This window comes from Acinetobacter guillouiae CIP 63.46 (assembly GCF_000368145.1).
Taxonomy (GTDB): Bacteria; Pseudomonadota; Gammaproteobacteria; order Pseudomonadales; family Moraxellaceae; genus Acinetobacter; species Acinetobacter guillouiae.
Genome location: NZ_KB849283.1, coordinates 1908046 through 1925702 on the forward strand (window position 1 = coordinate 1908046; position 17657 = coordinate 1925702).

A 17657-nucleotide genomic window follows, 5' to 3' on the forward strand; every position below is an offset into this window, starting at 1 on the left:
TTTAATCACTTTACTTTCATCTTGCGAATCATTTTATAAAGTGTCGATGGTGATAGACGAGAAACCAACACACCCAATTTTTCTTTGCGCCCACCCACGACAATATATTCTTGACCCTTTAATAAAGCGGAAACTGTTTTCTGCGCAAAATCATCAGCTTCTAATCCATTTTCAATGGCTTCATCCTGATGTGCCTGTGCTTTTCCTGCACCATTTAAGGCATTGAAAGATACATTGGTTTTTACAAAACCAGGGAAAATAACAGAAACATTAACACCATCTTGTGCCACTTCTGCGCGTAAACTGTTTGCCCACATATGAATCGCTGCTTTTGCTGCAGAGTAAGATGCCCGATATTGCGTCCCCAATAAGCCCGCAACGCTAGAAATATACGCAATTCGCCCAGATTTTTGAGCTAAAAAGGTTGGTAAAACCAATTTGGTCAAAAACACTTGAGAGAAGTAATCAATTTCCATAATCGCACGTTCAGTTTGCATTGTGGTATCAGCAATCAGTGCCCTTTGGCTTAAACCCGCATTGTTGATCAACCAATCAATACGCCCTTTCTCATCTAAGACCTGTTCATATGCATGGCGTACTTGTGCTTCATCGGTAATATCCATTGCCACAGAAATATGATGATCTGGGTTAAGAAGACTTATACGAACTTTTTCAAGTTCTTCTAAACGTCTTGCACTTAAAACCACTTGTGCACCTTGTAAAGCACATTCAGCAGCCAAGGCTTTACCAATCCCTGAAGATGCGCCTGTAATCCAAACCACCTTTCCTTCTAAGCTTTCCATTTTATTATGCTCTTGAATATGGTGAATAAATATTAGACCACGTGACCCACCAAATCAATCAAGTGATTTGCTTTTAAAAACTAACCTTCAACTAAAAACTTTTTAAAATGTTCTGCATAATGTTGCGCCTTTTCTACATTGCGAGGATTGTATTCATCGCCAACTTTTTCTAAGCGTTTATAGCCAGTACTGGTGATCATATTAATCACACCATTTAAGGTTTTATCGACCACAAAGTTAAATTTTAACAAAGTCTTAGGGTCACGGATAAATTCTGATACACCGAGGTCAATAATTTTAACCAAATTTTTTAGTGTCACAGGCAAAGCACTGGTATCCCCTTGAATGACCTTTTGAATATTGCTAGTCGCTTCTTGCCCTAAGCTACGGTCTAATTGGTAATACATCACCACTTCAGTTGCATCTGAATCTTCAAACTTTTTAAGAATATGGTTTGCCACAGGCTTTAGACGATCATTACTAAAAAAGGAAATTGACCACGGCATATATTTTTTTAATGCCCCTTCAATCTGATCAAAAATCTGTTCCGCTTCTTTGAGCTTTTTCTTCCCTGTCGCATCTAGTGCATCATTTTTACGTTGTTCATCAAGTAAGGTTCCAAAAACCTGATCCAGCACTTGGCATGACATTTCCGTAAAGACATTACCTAATTGTTTTGCCAGATCTCTTTTTTCGCCATGATTCAAACTTTGGGTAATGCTTTTTAACTCTTGGTAAGTCTGCTGTTTAATCAATAAATCGATTTTATACTGCATTGTTATGTGTCCTTTTGTTGTTTTGTCCTATTCAATTTTGATCTTAGCAAAACTTGAAATATCTTGCATTGTCTTTAACTACTGCTATTTGTTGAATATCAATCACAAATACTCTCAACAAATCAAATACCTAAAACACGCATTTGTAAATATGACTCAGTTAAAACCCCACAATATCCAACATTTGTCATATTTAAGATCGATAAAAACAACAAATGCATCTTGTATTCTCATGTTTTGATTGCTGCATTTAATTCAAGATAAATATGCCATAACAGGAATCAACATTCCTAATGAATATTTGCTACAATGAATGCAATTTTTTACTTACTTTTGATCTGTTTTTACTATGACTGATTCAGCGCAAAATATTGCTACAACCTACGATCCTACCGAGATCGAGAAAAAATGGTACAAGACTTGGGAAGAGAAAGGTTATTTCCAACCGTCTCGTAAAGGCGATTCATTCTGTATCATGATTCCGCCACCGAACGTCACAGGTAGCTTGCACATGGGTCATGGTTTTAACAATGCCATCATGGATGCCTTGACACGTTACAACCGTATGTCTGGTAAAAATACTTTATGGCAACCGGGTACTGACCATGCGGGTATTGCAACGCAAATGGTGGTTGAGCGTCAATTGGCAGCTCAAGACATTAGTCGTCATGATTTAGGGCGTGAAAAGTTCATCGACAAAATTTGGGAATGGAAAGAACAATCTGGCGGCACAATTACCCGTCAAATTCGTCGTCTTGGCTCATCTGTAGATTGGTCACGTGAACGTTTCACCATGGATGATGGCCTTTCAAATGCTGTTAAAGAAGTATTTGTAAAACTGCATGAACAAGGTTTGATTTACCGTGGCAAACGCTTGGTAAACTGGGACCCTAAACTACAAACTGCACTTTCAGACCTAGAAGTTGAATCAGATAAAGAAGAACAAGGTTCATTGTGGCACTTCAAATACTTCTTTGAAGATAAGTCTCTACGTACTCAAGACGGTCACGATTATTTAGTGGTTGCAACAACCCGTCCAGAAACATTACTGGGTGATACTGCTGTTGCAGTTGCTCCAGATGACGAACGTTATGCACACCTTGTTGGTAAAAATATTATCCTGCCGATTACAGGTCGTGCGGTTGCGATTGTTAAAGATGAATATGTCGATAAAGAATTCGGTACAGGTTGTGTAAAAATCACCCCTGCACACGACTTCAATGATTATGAAGTGGGCAAACGTTGTGAACTCGCAATCATCAACATTTTCAACAAAAATGCCGAAGTTTTAGCTGATTTTGAGTTTATCGCAAAAGCTGGCGAAGCGATTTCTAAAACCATCCCAGCACCAGCTGATTATATTGGTTTAGAGCGCTTTGTTGCACGTAAAAAATTGGTTGCACAAGCTGAAGCTGAAGGTTGGTTAGACCAAATTCAACCCTATACGCTGAAACCACCACGTGGTGACCGTTCAGGTGTGATCATTGAACCATTATTGACCGACCAATGGTATGTCAAGATTGCGCCTCTTGCAGAGCCTGCAATCAAAGCAGTAAAAGACGGCGATATTAAGTTTGTGCCTGAACAATACAGCAATATGTATATGGCTTGGATGAACAACATTCAAGATTGGTGTATTTCTCGTCAATTGTGGTGGGGTCACCGTATCCCAGCTTGGTACGATGCAGAAGGCAACATTTATGTTGGTCGTTCTGAAGAAGAAGTTCGTGAAAAAAATAATATCGCTGCTGATATTGAATTAAATCAAGATGAAGATGTACTGGATACATGGTTCTCTTCAGGTCTTTGGACATTCTCTACACTGGGTTGGACCGGTGATGAAGCAAAAGATAAAGAAAACTATTTCTTAAATACATTCCACCCAACGGATGTATTGGTTACTGGTTTTGACATCATTTTCTTCTGGGTTGCCCGAATGATCATGATGACCATGCACTTCATGAAAAATGAAGATGGCACACCGCAAGTTCCATTTAAAACTGTGTATGTACATGGTTTGGTTCGTGACGGTGAAGGTCAAAAAATGTCTAAATCTAAAGGCAACGTACTCGACCCATTAGATTTGATTGATGGTGTAGATCTTGAAACCTTAGTACAAAAACGTACCACGGGTTTAATGAACCCTAAAGATGCACCAAAAATTGAGAAATCTACGCGTAAAGAATTTCCTGAAGGTATTCAAGCTTACGGTACAGATGCGGTTCGTTTTACTTTCTGTGCACTTGCCAATACAGGCCGTGACATTAAGTTCGATATGAAACGTGTTGAAGGCTATCGTAACTTTGCCAACAAAATCTGGAACGCAACCCGTTTCGTGATGATGAACTGTGAACAACAGCCAATTGGTCAGGAAATCCGTCAAGATCTTTGGGAACTTCCTGAACAATGGATTGTCAGCCGTTTACAAAAAGCGGAAGCTGCGGTTCAACAAGCGTTTGCAACCTACCGTTTAGATTTGGCTGCTCAAGCGATTTATGAGTTCATCTGGAATGAATACTGTGACTGGTATGTTGAACTGACCAAACCAGTACTGAATGATGAAAACGTATCGGCTGAGCGTAAAGCAGAAGTTCGTCGTGTCCTTCTTTCTGTAATGGAAGCGTCTTTACGTCTTGCACATCCAATCATGCCATTCTTAACTGAAGAAATTTGGCAGACCCTTGCACCAATGATTGGTATTGGTGGTGAAACCATCATGCTTGCGCCATACCCTGTTCCAAATCCTGAACGTATCAATGATCAGGCTGAAGCGGATATGCTTGGGCTACAAGGCTTAATTGGCGCTGTACGTAATATTCGTGGCGAAATGGGCTTAGGTAATGCACGTTTATTACCTGTATTGCTTCAAAACGCGACTGATGCTGAAAAAGCACAAATTGCACGTATTGAACCACTGTTTAAAGCTTTGGCTAAAGTTGAAAGCATTACCTTCTTAACCGATGCTGAGCAACCACCATTATCTTCATCTTCTGTTGTTGGTCATGTGTCTGTATTTGTACCAATGAAAGGCTTGATTGATCCAAAAGCAGAACTTGCTCGCTTGCAAAAAGACTTAGACAAAGTTCAAAAACAGCATGACCAAATTGCTTCTAAACTTGCAAATGAGGGCTTTGTCGCTAAAGCACCTGCTGCTGTTGTTGAAGGTGAAAAAGTTAAACTTGCTGAGTTTGTAGATCAGTTAGCCAAGATTAAAGCCAATATGGAACAGATTGCAGCGCTTTAAGCTAAGCTTGCAATTTTGCCTCTAAAGAAGGAAGCTTAATTAAGCTTCCTTCTTTTTTTGAGTAAAATAATTATGGTTATTCAAAAATTAAAACAACATTTCATCAATCAAAATATACGTATCAATCAACCGACCACATTGTTAGAAACGTTAAAATTTTAACAAAAATAAGGAGTTAGACTTCCACAAATTTTTAAAGAATATTTAATTTTTTTCAATGGTACAGGTGAAGCCAATTTTGGTGATGAGGGCTATTCTTTCTTTTCTTTAGCTGAATTTAGACCTGTAAAAGATTTAAAAGGGATTGAAAACTTTCCTCATGCAAATTGTTTTGTATTCTCTGAATTCTTACTCTGGATGACTGCATATGCAGTAAAACTAGACGAACATGGCAATGAATTCGGCATTTATGAAATCTGTAATACGCATAATAAGGTTTGTAACAGTTTTGAAGAGTTTATCTCAATGATGATGACAAATGATTGTGATCATCTTTCATGATTCTGAACACTGAATTGAATAATTTCTTGATTTATATCGGGTCAATATAACTTTCATCAATTTCAAAACCATGTTGTCTCGCTTCTTGCTCTGCTTTGTAGCGAAGTAGTTTAGCCTTTACTTTGTAAGCTTCAATTTCATTCACATCATCAAGACCTTCTGGACAATAACTTTTATAAGATAACAAATTATTTGCCTTATTTATTTCGAACGAAACCGAAAATGCATCATCATAAAAAACACTCATATAGATCCCATCTAAATAAAGATTGAGATCAATTGCATGAAGTTCACCCTCTAGACAATTACAAAATTGTTCAAAAGATAAAATGGATTGATTAGGTAAAATTGTATGCTGTTGCTCTTTTAATAAACGTTCTTCGCATGAAACTGCATATCTAGCATCATGAGGTAAATAATAATTTTTCCATCCCTGTTTAAGTAAGATTGCTAACTTTTGAGTAAATTGCTTATAAGCTTGTTCCAAAGTTGCGTTTTCATCACTCCAGCGATCAGAAATATTGTATGAATAAATCTCTCGATCCGCCAAGTAAAAACAACAAAAAAAAGCCTGATCAAAATTTAATGTAACACTCTCTGTAGAAAGCTCTACAGGTACATATCGGACATCTTCGTCACCATCATGATCATAGACACACCCAAAATCTATAATCAATCGATTAAGCGACTTAGGAGCTTCTTGAATCAATATATCCATTTGTATATTTGAAAGATTGAGTTGATGCTTTAAATCAATTAAACCATCGTCTTTTAAACTCAGTTTTAAAAAGCCAATTTTTTCAGCATCAATCATGTCTTTACGCTTTTCATCTGATTGGACTTTGAAACTTTCAGTCCAATATGTTGATTGCGAATCATTCATTTCTTTTTGATGAGGATAAGACGTATCTTTTGAACTTTTATTATTTTTTATTACGATGACAACAAGAGTGATAAAAATCAACAAAGCCAAAATTATCAACAAATTTAAAATCATAGTACTCACTTTTTATTAAAAAATTTAAATTATCGCAAAATTATAATTTAAATTATTAAAAATAAATATTTGTTTTTTAAAAATATTAATTACCCTCACCCCACCCTTCTCCCATAGGGAGAGGGAGTATCATTTGATTTCATGAAAATCTGAATTCAAAAATGGAGTTCCCTCTCCTTCCAGGAGAGGGTTAGGGAGAGGTGTCTTTCAATTCAATACAGATATTCCACAAATCTTCCAATACCACCTCACTCCGATTCAACACATCATCATTCCAATAACGGATAACTTTAAGTCCCAAGGCCTCTAAAAACTGAGTTCTTTCATTATCATAAGCTACGACCACATCTGTATTATGTTGACCACCATCCAACTCAACCACTAAGTCCAATTCATGACAGTAAAAATCAACAATATAAGGCTCAATCACATGTTGACGACGAAACTTTAAATTCATAAATCGTTGAGCTCGTAAAAGTTGCCACATAAGATGTTCGGCATCTGTGGCATCGTGTCGCATAGATTTAGCGTATTCTAATAATTTGGGGTTTAGCTTCATTTTATTTTCCCTCTCCCTAACCCTCTCCCACGGGGAGAGGGGACTTCCGTTACTAATTTTATCTTTATTTGATACACAATAAATTTCTCTCCTTCCAGAAGAAGGCTAAAGAGAAGTAACTAAAATGTTTGTATAAATTCCACCACCTCAATCTCCATCAAACGTGGAAGGAACATTCTTTGAGAATTTAATAATTATTCGATACACAATGGAGTTCTCTCCTTTCAGAAAAAGGCTAAAGAGTGGTGGCTAAAAATATGTGCATAAAATTCCACAACCTTAATTTTCCCCAAAATGTGGCAGAAACACTCTTTGAGAGTTTAATAATCATTCGATACACAATAGGTTTCTCTCTCCTTTCAACAGAGGATTAAATAGAGAGGCAACTAAAATATTTGCATAAACTCCACCACCTCAATCTTCCCCAAAATGTGGAAGGAACATTCTTTGAGAATTTAATAGTTATTTAATACCCAATGAGGTTACCTCTCCTTCCAGGAGAGGGTTAGGGAGAGGTGTCTTTCAATTCAATACAGATATTCCACAAACCATCCAACACCGCCTCAGTCTGATTTAACACATCATCATTCCAATAACGAATAACTTTAGTGCAAAAAAAAATTAAAAGAATTTTTCTAAGCAAATCCCACAAAAGAATTAAAAAAGTAGATCCTCTGATCTACTTTTTACCCTGAATTACTCCAAAATCAACCGCGCGCCAATCGGTTGTATCGGACGATTATTTGGATGTCCCATTAACTCCATAAAAGACTCAATTTGCTCATTCGACGCCTGCTGAATTTCCTTAAACACCACCCATCGGACTCCTTCTGAACACGGCGGTGTTGTTAAAGACCCATTAAAACGGTAATACTCTAAGTTATTGGGTAAATAGCTGTCTGCTTTATTTTTTGAATATAGCTGATTACTTTCACCCACATTTTTAGGCAAGGAATTCCAGATATGTTTTAGTTTTTCATTCTCCAATCCATATTGAAACATTAATGCGACAACTGCCAATTCACCTTTGTCTGAAGCGTGCACTAAATTTAATTCCATGGGATAGCTTTGACCATTAATATTGTTTTCACTTGGACTATGTACATGAAATTGTTCCAGTAAAAAAGTCTGCCCATCTAAAACTAAACTTGCGCCTTGATTAAACTCAATCTGCATCGTATGACCAATATTTTGCACAGACTTTGCTGTAGTGTGATAATTAAATTCCAATGGTGGTAAATTCGCAGTCACCGTATCTCGAATATCAATTGGAGATTGATTTACTCCTGCACACGATTGAAATTTTTGATTCGCACTCGCCCAATCTTTGGGGTTTTGATAATCCCAATCTGATCCTGCCCAAAGTATTGTTGTAGCGAATAGACTAATTATTGTTAAACTGAATTTAATAAACATAAAAGCCCCTTAATTATTCAAATATTTTCAGCACTGAATGCTCTATTTATAAATGCTCTAGTCATATGAAATACTGTTGTACTCAAGAGCATGATGTGAATTTGGTAAATTTTTTATTAAGATTTTCTACCAAATCTTGTTAGATTATAAGAAATATATTCATTCAAGTTCAAGTCCTTTATTTTTTCCTAAAACAGATGCATGCACTACTCTGTATTTTATAAAATAAGTAGTGCTGGACTAAGCTTTTCCATTGTTATTTTTTAATCAAACTCCAAATTTAAATCACTATTCCTTCAGTTGATCCAAAGCTGTCCCCTGCACAGGATTTCTTTTCCAATAATAAGGTTGGAAAAATCGAATTACTAAACGCCATGGTGTCATCCAGACAATACGCACATTGCTGTTTTTATTCTTGCTGATGCGTTCCGCCAAATAACCACATGCTTGCTCAGGTGGATTAATCACAAACATAAATAACCATTTCATTTCATACCAGTTTTAACTTCACCTTGCTGCCAAGAAGAAATCAATAAATCCGTGGCCAACATTTCGGGACTTAATATTCCAATCAAAATATTGTTATTGAAATTAGTTCGTTATATTTTAAAGAATAATTCAAATTGTATTGCCACAAATATCAGTTGTACCTGTTGGATAAGACTGTGTCATTTTTGTAGCATCTGTAATTAATTCAATTGAAACCTCTTTTCCAATATTGGGGGAGTTGGGTGATATTCCATTTAAAGCAGCAGCAATCATAAAAAATGAATTAATTACAGGTAAAGTGTAATTTGATAAGTAACCTTTATTCACGCCATTCACAATAAATCCTGCTTGTTTTGAAATTGGGTTTATATAAATGCCTATGTATTGATAGTCATTACTGTTGTTTGAAATATTTAATTCGACTAAAGAAGTATTCGCATTAGGATCGCTTATAGTAAATTTATTTACAGCACTATTTTCTGTTGATGCATTGGTATACCCAACATTACTTAAAAAGGTTGATTGACCGCCATTTTTCCCGATATGGGCTACAGGAAAAAATAATAATTGTTCTGTACTTAATAACTGATTTTTAGGAACTTTAAATTTATATTCATAAGCATAAATAGAGCTTGATGGTACAGTGATGCCGCTAGAATTGAGAGTAACATTATTATTTGTCGCTAAAAAATATTTCAATGTAGAAGTTGAAAAAATATTAAAGCCAACTTTTTGACCTGATCTATTTGGAAAAATTAAAGAACCTGGTTCTTCAGAATTCAATGTAGCTTGAGTCACATCTAAATCATAAGTACAAGCACTCCATCCACTCATACTTAGAAATCCTGTCAGTAATCCTATTATTAACTTTTTCATTATTGTTTTCTCGCCATTATCAATCTCAAATATAATATAAAAAGATGAATTCGTGTACAAAAACGGATAGAGGTAACTAAAGAATCAAAAATTCCTATTCCTTAAGCTGATCTAAAGCCGTCCCCTGTACCGGATTTCTTTTCCAATAATAAGGTTGGAAAAACCGAAGCAACAAACGCCATGGTGTCATCCAAACAATACGCGTATTGCTCTTTTTATTCTTGCTGATGCGTTCTGCTAAATAACCACACACTCGCTCAGGCGGGTCAATTACAAACATAAACAACCATTTCATTTTATGCCAGTTTTTAACTTCACCCTGCTGCCAAGAAGAAATCAATAAATCCGTGGCCACCATTCCAGGGCTGAGCGTTCCAATCAAAATATCACTATTTTTGGTTTCTTTATTTAAAGCATGATTCAGATAAGCAACTGCTCGTTTACTGGTTGCATAAGGCGTCATCCCCGCACTCCACTCGCCACGACTGCCCCAACCTTCCATATTAAAAATTTGCCCAAAACCTTGCTGCATCATTCCTTTTAAAGCCACTTGCGAACCCAACATCGTACCAAGTACATTGGTTTTGATTACACTTTCCAAATCTGAGCTAGCAATCTCGGTAAATGCCCTTGCTGCATTACAGGTACCGGCATTGTTAATCCAAACATTGACCTGACCTAACTTTAAAACTGTTTCTTCCCATAAATTGTGTAAATCTTCATATTGAGCCACATCGCAGGTCACCCCATAAATTCTATTCGGCACATAGCGTTGCGCAAAGTCTGCAACAACTTGATTTAACTGCTCTACATTTCGTGCTGAAATCATTACAGACCAACCTAACTTTAAAAAAGCTTCTGCCAAAGCAAAACCAATTCCACGCGTACCTCCTGTAATCACGACAGACAAAGCTTGATCAGAATTTGATGTGTTCAAAATATTCCCCATTGTGGTGATGAATCAGTATGGACAGCAAACTGGCACGTGATAAAACCCACGACTATATCTCCAATTTAGGACATTGGGCATCAAAAAATCAATTTTTAAGATAGAATCTCCCGCATTCAAAATTATTGAATGATTCATATTCTATGAAAAACAAAATTTTATTATGCATCATCCTTATTTTTCTCCTTGGCTGTCATGAGAAACCCAGTACATCAACTGAAAGTGAGCCAACCAAACAAGAAACGCCTCAACATGTTCAAACCAAAGCAGAACCTATTGTGATTCCTGCTCAGCCAGAGCCAGACCACCTCGTCAATAATCCAACACAGCTCCCTCAAGGTTATTTAGTCGATACGACATATCTTAAAAAGCCATTGCCCATCGATTTTGATGGAGATGGAAAACTAGATGCTTTCCAAGTCTTAAAGAATCCCAATAAAAAAGGCATGAAATATCTGTTTGAATTCCGTATTTCGGACAGTGATAAAGTTTATTACTATCAAAATAATGAAGAAGATGATGATTTAGATATTTTTGCTAAGTTCGAAGTCGCACCTAAAACAAATATTTATGTTGATGAAGAATATCGCTTTGGAGAAAATGGCGATATTATTGCTAACGAACAGATTGATCCTAAACATTATTTAAAGTTTAACGGTGATGGTGTTTCAGTCAATGTCCTCGAAGAAACCTGTGCTGCATCTGCCTTTTTCTTAACAGATGACAAAATTAAACGGATTTATCTTTGTTAAATCTATTTTTCATCCGCAAAAATTGCATTTGCACCAATGACTTTAGAAATCTTCACTTGGTCTTGCTTTAATAAAGCATAGATTTTCGCTTTAAGTGTTTCACTGGTAAAAGTCCCGTTTAAATTCAGCAAAATGGGTTCATCACTCAATGAACCTTTGCCGTGATACTCTTGATTAATATCGTTGGTGGTTGCCTGATTGACCACCACAAAATGCCCCTCAATACCAGCCGCTTGACCACAAGCTAAACTCTGTGGCGACCAATCCCCTACTCTGATCTCAGGTTTTAAAGCATAGCCTTTGCTAGCTAATATTTTCTTCTGCTGTGTTGTTGCCATGGGAAAACTCAGTGTCTTTTGCTGACCTTTCCAGTTTACCGTTAATTGACTGGATAAACATGATGCTCGAAAAGAACCCGCACTACCTAACTCTGTATCCTCATTAGAATCATCACATTGTGAAATAACTTGAAAAGTTGCTTCTCCACACTGCAACAGTTTAGATTTATAGATTTTATATTGATTGGACTGAGCACTCACTGCTTCAGTAAAAAGACAGAAACCAAAGAACGCCATCAAATACACTAAAAAATTGGAATATGTTTTAGACACCATCATTTTTATACACTTCATTGATCGTTTAATCGCAAATTGATTTTATATTAAACATTTATTTACAACTCATTAAATCATACACTAATACACCAACCATTTGAAATTTATAATGATATAAGTTAAATAGCCCTAAGATACAGCTTAAACCAGAAGATGAATACAGTAGCATGACAACAAAAGCTTGATAAAAATACATATTTTTAAAATAATGTTAATTCAATCACAAAATAATCGATATGATGATGAAAAATATAATAATATTCAGCAGTGGTGTTTTATCACTATTTTTAGCTTCACATAATTATGCCGCGGCTCCGCAAGTCCCTGAGGAAACGGCAACACAAATTTTTAAAAGCGCAAAGTTTCAAAAAACCAATCTTGGCTGGGAAAGCCGCTGTAGCCTTGGCAATATCTCCTATTATGGTGATCTCAATAAAGATGGTCGTCCTGATGCCGTTGTAGTCGATGGTGGTGTCGGTTGCTACGCAAACACAGGAATTGGATTTTATATTGTTACCCAACAGACCAATAAACAATGGGTGAGAATATTTAACAGTCATGGGACGCCTGAATTTCTATCTACTTTAGGAAAACATGGTTGGCCAGATATTGCCATCAATGACTCAACTAAATGCTTTGCTGTGTATAGATGGAACGGTCAAAAATTTCAAAGAAACCGTTTCGAATACAAAAATCAAGTTTGCAGTCTGGGTGTTTCCAAAAATTGATCTCTAAGTTATTTTTTAATTTTAGTTAAAACATTTTATCGGTTTATTTTTAGATTAAAATTTGACTGCATGAGTTTAAGGTGAAACACAACAAATAAAAATCAATAATTATCAGTACCTTAAAAATAAGCCAGAATATCTTATTGCATCAAGTTAGTGCATAAATTCCAATATAGTGCATGCTTTTGCTTTATATCGAGTCTTAATAATATTTTGAAATTGTTGATCTATTTTTTCATACAGCCAAACGCTTCACGGATTCAAATCGTTGGTTATACTTGAACCAATTTGTGACAAATAGCACCAAAAAGAATCGTATATGCAAAACGTTGATCTACTCTTTCTCTTGCTTGGCGCAGTGCTTGTACTCGCTATGCATGCTGGCTTTGCTTTTTTAGAGCTGGGAACAGTTCGCCATAAAAATCAAGTCAATGCACTCAGTAAAATCATTACTGATTTTTCAATCTCAGCAATCGCCTACTTCTTTGTTGGCTATTATATTGCCTATGGACAACACTTTTTCCATACAGGCGCTACGCTTTCAACTGAGCATGGCTACAATTTGATGCGTTGTTTTTTCCTTTTGACCTTTGCTGCAGCAATTCCCGCTATTGTTTCTGGCGGCATTGCAGAACGTGCCAAAATGCGTTCTCAAGCCATTGCAACTCTATTTATAGTAGCGCTGGTTTATCCTTTTTTTGAAGGGATCGCGTGGAATGGTAATCTCGGCCTGCAAAAGTGGTTAGCGGATACATTTGGTGCAAGCTTCCATGATTTTGCTGGCTCTGTTGTTGTCCATGCGATGGGTGGCTGGATTGCGCTTGCAGCAGTGTTACTACTCGGTGCACGTCATGGGCGCTATAAAAAAGATGGTCGCGTTAGTGCGCATCCACCCTCTTCTATTCCTTTCTTAGCGCTCGGTTCTTGGATCTTAATTGTTGGCTGGTTTGGCTTTAATGTCATGAGTGCTCAACGCTTAGATGCAATCTCAGGTTTAGTTGCAATGAACTCACTCATGGCAATGGTAGGCGGCACGCTTTCTGCAAATTTCTTTGGAAAAGAAGATCCTGGCTTTTTACATAATGGCCCCTTAGCAGGCTTAGTGGCAATCTGTGCAGGTTCTGATGTTGTTCACCCAATTGGCGCTTTATTTATTGGTATCTGTGCAGGTTTCCTGTTTGTTAAACTGTTCACATACACACAAAATAAACTCAAGATTGATGATGTACTTGGGGTTTGGCCATTACATGGCGTTTGTGGTGCATTTGGTGGTATTGCTGTGGGCATATTTGGTCAGCAATGGTTGGGGGGAATCGGCGGAGTATCCTTGATGTCTCAGCTTATTGGTACCTCACTTGCCATTTTACTGGCTTTAGCAGGTGGGTTTGCCGTATACGGCATACTTAAAGCCACTATGGGTATTCGTTTAACACAAGAAGAAGAGTTTCGTGGTGCGGATTTATCCATTCATAAAATTTCTGCAAATTCTGAAGATGCAATGTTTTAATCGTTTCTAATACCATGTTTTAATTTTATACATTTTTACGCTATAAAAGAGCGGCTTTTCAGCCGCTTTTTTATTGTATCTAAATGACAATAAAATAATTTTCGCAATACAATTTTAAAATATAATAGTTAGCCCTTAAAATAAACATTCAAAACACTGATCTTGAAATAATCATAGATATTTTAATTTTTATATTGCCACTCAATAATAAGACTGCTCATTATTTAATAATTAAGTCTAATTTAAGTTTATTTTTTTCTAATAAGCGCAGATTAAAATGATTAAATTGAGTGACTCATCTCATGCCGTATTCCGACTCACATAAATTTTTTATAAAAAATAGTTTATTGCTAGGAATACTATTTTTAATACTGTTTCTGGTCTTTCCTGTTGGTGGTGCAATCGATATGTATTTTATCCAACCGTGGATAGATAGTACTGGTCATTTCCCACTCAAAGACAATTGGTTTCTCATTGAAATTAATCATAAGCTGCTTAAACATATCGTCATTGCCTTTTATATTGCGGTATTCATTTCATGGATTGCTTCTTTTAAAGTTGCGAAATTAAAAGCGTATCAATGGCAATTGAGCTATTTATTTATTGTTAGTGTTTTATCCACTGCACTGATTGGCATTTTAAAATCCCACTCAGCCCATGCCTGCCCTTGGTCTATGACTGAGCAAACTGCTCTAGGCTATGTTTGGGATTTTTCTGCAAGCAATGGACGTTGCTTTCCTGGTGGCCATGCCAGCACAGGTTTTTCACTGCTTACAGGTTTTTTTGTATTTAGACGATCAAATTCTAAAGTTGCTTATTTTTTCTTAGTCTTAGGCCTAGCACTTGGTTTGATTACAGGTTGGGGGCAAATCATGCGTGGTGCACATTTTCTTAGCCATAACCTTTGGACAGGCTGGATTATTTTTACATTTAATGTAATTGTGTATCGTATCTTTTATAAAAAATTTAGCAGATAACGATCCTAAACTCTAAACGATATATTGCACAACATTATTTTATTATAAATGCATCTCTAAAAATACATCAGATATTTAAAAACGAATTACTCATTATTCTCACTTATTTGATCGCTTATCTCTTTTCATTCCAATCTAAAAGCTAAATGAAGTGATGCATAGCTATATTTATCACTCAAAGAATTACATTTTTTTCATAATTTAAATATTAAATTATTAAATCAATCTTAATTTTTACAAATTATTATATTTTGTTTATACTTGAGCTAATTTAGTAATCTTATACGTGCAAAATATGAGTAATTTTTCTAAATTTCTCCGCAATTCACTTAAAATTCAAGACCAAAATATTCAGTCTTATCAATTAGATGATGGAAAAGTGTGGCTTAAAAAAGCCTCTGAACGCCATTCTGCTTGGATTTATGTCCCATTAAAATGGGTTGCACGTATACTCAATATTGAAGCGCTAACGCCTATTCCAAATTATGGTGGAAGTAAATCGATTTATTGTGAAGTTCATCGTCTGACAGAATTAAACTCATTAGGTATTCCAACGCCACAAATTTTAGCCAATTGTTCACAAGGACTATTGATTGAAGATGCTGCTGATCATGGTGAAGATGTTATGCAACTCGATCAAGCATTGGCACAAATGGAAGGAAATACGGCAAAAAAACTAGAGTTTTATCGTGAAGCAATCTTTGCAATTCAAGCTGTCCATCACAAAGACAGTTATTTGAGTGAAGCCTTTGCACGAAATATTTTAGTCAATAAGGACAAAGCATTTACTTTTATTGACTTTGAAACTGATCCTGGGGAAGTACTGGACTTAGAAACCTGTCAAATTAGAGATTGGTTATGTTTTATTTTCTCAACGTCATTCCGTTTTAATGATGATGAGCTTGCCCAAGCTTGCGATATTTTTATCGGAGAAATTTACCCAAGTAAATCAAAATACAACGAAATTTGCCGTATCGGAAATAAACTCAACTGGGTTGCAAACTTTAATTTGGGTAAACTTGGCAGTGATGGTCGTAGGATGCAAAAATGTTTAGAATTTTTCCAATATATGAAGAAAAATGAACCACTTCCATTAATGTAGAAATAGGATCATTTATTTTCCAATCATTTTACTTCTCAGTTTTGATATCACACTGAATCGGGATTTTGACCAAGACACTGAGTCCGCCCAACTCCTCACTACGGGATAAAGACAATTCACCACCTAAATGTTGAATGGCTTTATCCACGATTGACAATCCCAAACCACTGCCCACTTCCAAGTGATGATGTACACGATAAAAACGTTTTAAGACTTTATCGTACATCTCTGGATCAATTCCTAAACCACTGTCCTCAATCAAAACATACGCAGAATCATGAATATCTTCAAATACCGAGATATTAATCATGCCTGAGACAGGGGTATATTTTATTGCGTTATCAATCAAATTAAAAATGATTGAATGAAGACTATGTTCTACACTTTTTAAAATCACTGTTTCATTACGGACAAAGCCAAGATCGATATCTTTTTCCATTGCGAGATTCATCAACTGTTCTACACAATTGAGTGCCACATCATTTAGCTTAAATTGAGTCACTTGAACTTCATGACTCAATGAGGAATCTTGCTTTGCCAAAGCAAGCAGTTGCGTGACCAAATGCTGCATCCGAGCCAAGCCTTTGCTTAAATTTTTTAGATTTTCCTCTTCAGGAAACTGGCTCATCAAAATTTTCGTTTGTAGATTCAATGCGGTGATGGGTGTACGTAACTCATGTGCAGCGTCTGCCACAAATTGGCGCTGTTCTTGTTGAGCAACAGAAATTCGCTCAAACAAATGATTCATTTCATGGATCGTCGGCAGTAATTCTTCTGGATAGTGAGCATTTTGAATTGCCACCAATGAATTTGAATCACGTTTTGCCAGTTCGGATTTAAAGTCTTCAAGCGGTTTCAAACTGCGACGAATAATATAAACCAAGCCCAACAAAGCAAATGGAATGATGAGTAAATATGGAAGAAACATACTGCCTGCAAGCTCTAAAGCCAAATGCTCTCTGACTTTTTCTTGCTGGCTGATTTGAATCTGATAATTAGCTGTGGGTAAGATATAAGTAATCCAAGTGCCATGCGTTGTATCTTGGCTATAAAAACCAGCCTTTTGTTTAGGTTCAACAATGACATGATGTGGCGTATTTTGCGTTTGACTAGGATCAGCATATGCCCAAACATCTATAAATAAATCTTCTTCATGATAGCGTTTGTGTATATCAAAATGACTTTGAATGGGCCTTGGATTTAACTCCACACGCTCTGCAAGATAGACCATCTGAGCATCTAAAATTTCGTTGATCTCTTCTAAAGAAATTTTATAAGCGGAAAAAACCAACACGCAACCAAGTAAAATACTAAAAATAGAGGTATAACGAATTAAACGCTTTCTTAAGGAAAATGCTGTTTCCATA

At 36.2% G+C, this 17657-nt stretch carries 15 protein-coding genes and 1 pseudogene; 6 read left to right on the forward strand and 10 right to left on the reverse strand.

Annotated elements, in window-relative coordinates:
• Positions 1–5: 5 nt before the first annotated feature.
• The gene (locus tag F981_RS14005) at positions 6–803 is read right to left on the reverse strand and encodes an SDR family NAD(P)-dependent oxidoreductase (RefSeq protein ID WP_004722584.1); all 798 of its coding nucleotides are present in this window, start codon (positions 801–803) and stop codon (positions 6–8) included.
• Between the two features lie 80 nt (positions 804–883).
• On the reverse strand, positions 884–1579 hold the full coding sequence (locus F981_RS14010) for a hypothetical protein (RefSeq protein WP_004722586.1): 696 nt from the start codon (positions 1577–1579) through the stop codon (positions 884–886).
• A gap of 349 nt (positions 1580–1928) precedes the next feature.
• Between F981_RS14010 and F981_RS14015 the strand changes: the two genes are divergently transcribed.
• Positions 1929–4823, forward strand: coding sequence for a valine--tRNA ligase (locus F981_RS14015; protein ID WP_004722591.1), 2895 nt, complete (start codon positions 1929–1931; stop codon positions 4821–4823).
• Between the two features lie 532 nt (positions 4824–5355).
• On the opposite strand, the gene F981_RS14020 is transcribed toward F981_RS14015, so the two are convergent.
• The 6 genes and pseudogenes from F981_RS14020 to F981_RS14045 form a co-directional block, all read right to left on the reverse strand.
• Positions 5356–6321: a hypothetical protein gene (locus tag F981_RS14020; RefSeq protein WP_004722594.1), complete on the reverse strand. Its 966-nt coding sequence runs from the start codon at positions 6319–6321 to the stop codon at positions 5356–5358.
• A gap of 190 nt (positions 6322–6511) precedes the next feature.
• The gene (locus F981_RS14025; RefSeq protein ID WP_004722596.1) at positions 6512–6880 is read right to left on the reverse strand and encodes an endonuclease domain-containing protein; all 369 of its coding nucleotides are present in this window, start codon (positions 6878–6880) and stop codon (positions 6512–6514) included.
• Between the two features lie 696 nt (positions 6881–7576).
• Positions 7577–8296 (reverse strand): carbonic anhydrase, encoded by a 720-nt coding sequence (locus F981_RS14030; RefSeq protein ID WP_004722597.1) that lies wholly within the window; start codon positions 8294–8296, stop codon positions 7577–7579.
• 288 nt (positions 8297–8584) lie between these two features.
• Positions 8585–8874 (reverse strand): annotated as a pseudogene (locus F981_RS14035) (SDR family NAD(P)-dependent oxidoreductase); the annotation flags it as partial.
• Positions 8875–8914: 40 nt separating this feature from the next.
• The gene (locus F981_RS14040) at positions 8915–9661 is read right to left on the reverse strand and encodes a DUF4882 family protein (RefSeq protein WP_212749877.1); all 747 of its coding nucleotides are present in this window, start codon (positions 9659–9661) and stop codon (positions 8915–8917) included.
• A gap of 94 nt (positions 9662–9755) precedes the next feature.
• Positions 9756–10598, reverse strand: coding sequence for an SDR family NAD(P)-dependent oxidoreductase (locus F981_RS14045; protein WP_016539200.1), 843 nt, complete (start codon positions 10596–10598; stop codon positions 9756–9758).
• Between the two features lie 155 nt (positions 10599–10753).
• On the opposite strand from F981_RS14045, the gene F981_RS14050 reads away from it, so the two are divergent.
• Positions 10754–11362 carry a hypothetical protein gene (locus F981_RS14050; RefSeq protein WP_004722601.1) on the forward strand — a complete coding sequence of 203 codons (609 nt, stop codon included), beginning with the start codon at positions 10754–10756 and terminating at the stop codon, positions 11360–11362.
• A 2-nt stretch (positions 11363–11364) separates the two neighbouring features.
• Here the strand turns inward: F981_RS14050 and F981_RS14055 are convergent, their stop codons facing one another.
• Positions 11365–11979: a hypothetical protein gene (locus tag F981_RS14055; RefSeq protein ID WP_016539201.1), complete on the reverse strand. Its 615-nt coding sequence runs from the start codon at positions 11977–11979 to the stop codon at positions 11365–11367.
• A 239-nt stretch (positions 11980–12218) separates the two neighbouring features.
• Here F981_RS14055 and F981_RS14060 point away from each other — a divergent pair, with 239 nt between their 5' ends.
• From F981_RS14060 to F981_RS14075, 4 genes are all read left to right on the forward strand, one after another.
• Positions 12219–12704, forward strand: a complete 486-nt coding sequence (locus tag F981_RS14060) for a hypothetical protein (protein WP_035371666.1) — start codon at positions 12219–12221, stop codon at positions 12702–12704.
• A 319-nt stretch (positions 12705–13023) separates the two neighbouring features.
• Entirely contained in the window at positions 13024–14211 is a 1188-nt protein-coding gene (locus F981_RS14065) for an ammonium transporter (RefSeq protein WP_004722606.1), read from the forward strand.
• A gap of 302 nt (positions 14212–14513) precedes the next feature.
• Positions 14514–15188 (forward strand): phosphatase PAP2 family protein, encoded by a 675-nt coding sequence (locus F981_RS14070; RefSeq protein WP_004722608.1) that lies wholly within the window; start codon positions 14514–14516, stop codon positions 15186–15188.
• 295 nt (positions 15189–15483) lie between these two features.
• On the forward strand, positions 15484–16290 hold the full coding sequence (locus tag F981_RS14075; RefSeq protein ID WP_004722609.1) for a BUD32 family EKC/KEOPS complex subunit: 807 nt from the start codon (positions 15484–15486) through the stop codon (positions 16288–16290).
• Between the two features lie 28 nt (positions 16291–16318).
• On the opposite strand, the gene F981_RS14080 is transcribed toward F981_RS14075, so the two are convergent.
• Entirely contained in the window at positions 16319–17656 is a 1338-nt protein-coding gene (locus F981_RS14080; protein WP_004722611.1) for an ATP-binding protein, read from the reverse strand.
• Position 17657: the final 1 nt, after the last annotated feature.

Coding starts and splice junctions, on each gene's coding strand:
- F981_RS14005 (WP_004722584.1), bottom strand. CDS start 803: ATGGAAAGCTTAGAAGGAAAGGTGGTTTGGATTACAGGCGCATCTTCA.
- F981_RS14010 (WP_004722586.1), bottom strand. CDS start 1,579: ATGCAGTATAAAATCGATTTATTGATTAAACAGCAGACTTACCAAGAG.
- F981_RS14015 (WP_004722591.1), top strand. CDS start 1,929: ATGACTGATTCAGCGCAAAATATTGCTACAACCTACGATCCTACCGAG.
- F981_RS14020 (WP_004722594.1), bottom strand. CDS start 6,321: ATGATTTTAAATTTGTTGATAATTTTGGCTTTGTTGATTTTTATCACT.
- F981_RS14025 (WP_004722596.1), bottom strand. CDS start 6,880: ATGAAGCTAAACCCCAAATTATTAGAATACGCTAAATCTATGCGACAC.
- F981_RS14030 (WP_004722597.1), bottom strand. CDS start 8,296: ATGTTTATTAAATTCAGTTTAACAATAATTAGTCTATTCGCTACAACA.
- F981_RS14040 (WP_212749877.1), bottom strand. CDS start 9,661: ATGAAAAAGTTAATAATAGGATTACTGACAGGATTTCTAAGTATGAGT.
- F981_RS14050 (WP_004722601.1), top strand. CDS start 10,754: ATGAAAAACAAAATTTTATTATGCATCATCCTTATTTTTCTCCTTGGC.
- F981_RS14055 (WP_016539201.1), bottom strand. CDS start 11,979: ATGATGGTGTCTAAAACATATTCCAATTTTTTAGTGTATTTGATGGCG.
- F981_RS14060 (WP_035371666.1), top strand. CDS start 12,219: ATGAAAAATATAATAATATTCAGCAGTGGTGTTTTATCACTATTTTTA.
- F981_RS14065 (WP_004722606.1), top strand. CDS start 13,024: ATGCAAAACGTTGATCTACTCTTTCTCTTGCTTGGCGCAGTGCTTGTA.
- F981_RS14070 (WP_004722608.1), top strand. CDS start 14,514: ATGCCGTATTCCGACTCACATAAATTTTTTATAAAAAATAGTTTATTG.
- F981_RS14075 (WP_004722609.1), top strand. CDS start 15,484: ATGAGTAATTTTTCTAAATTTCTCCGCAATTCACTTAAAATTCAAGAC.
- F981_RS14080 (WP_004722611.1), bottom strand. CDS start 17,656: ATGGAAACAGCATTTTCCTTAAGAAAGCGTTTAATTCGTTATACCTCT.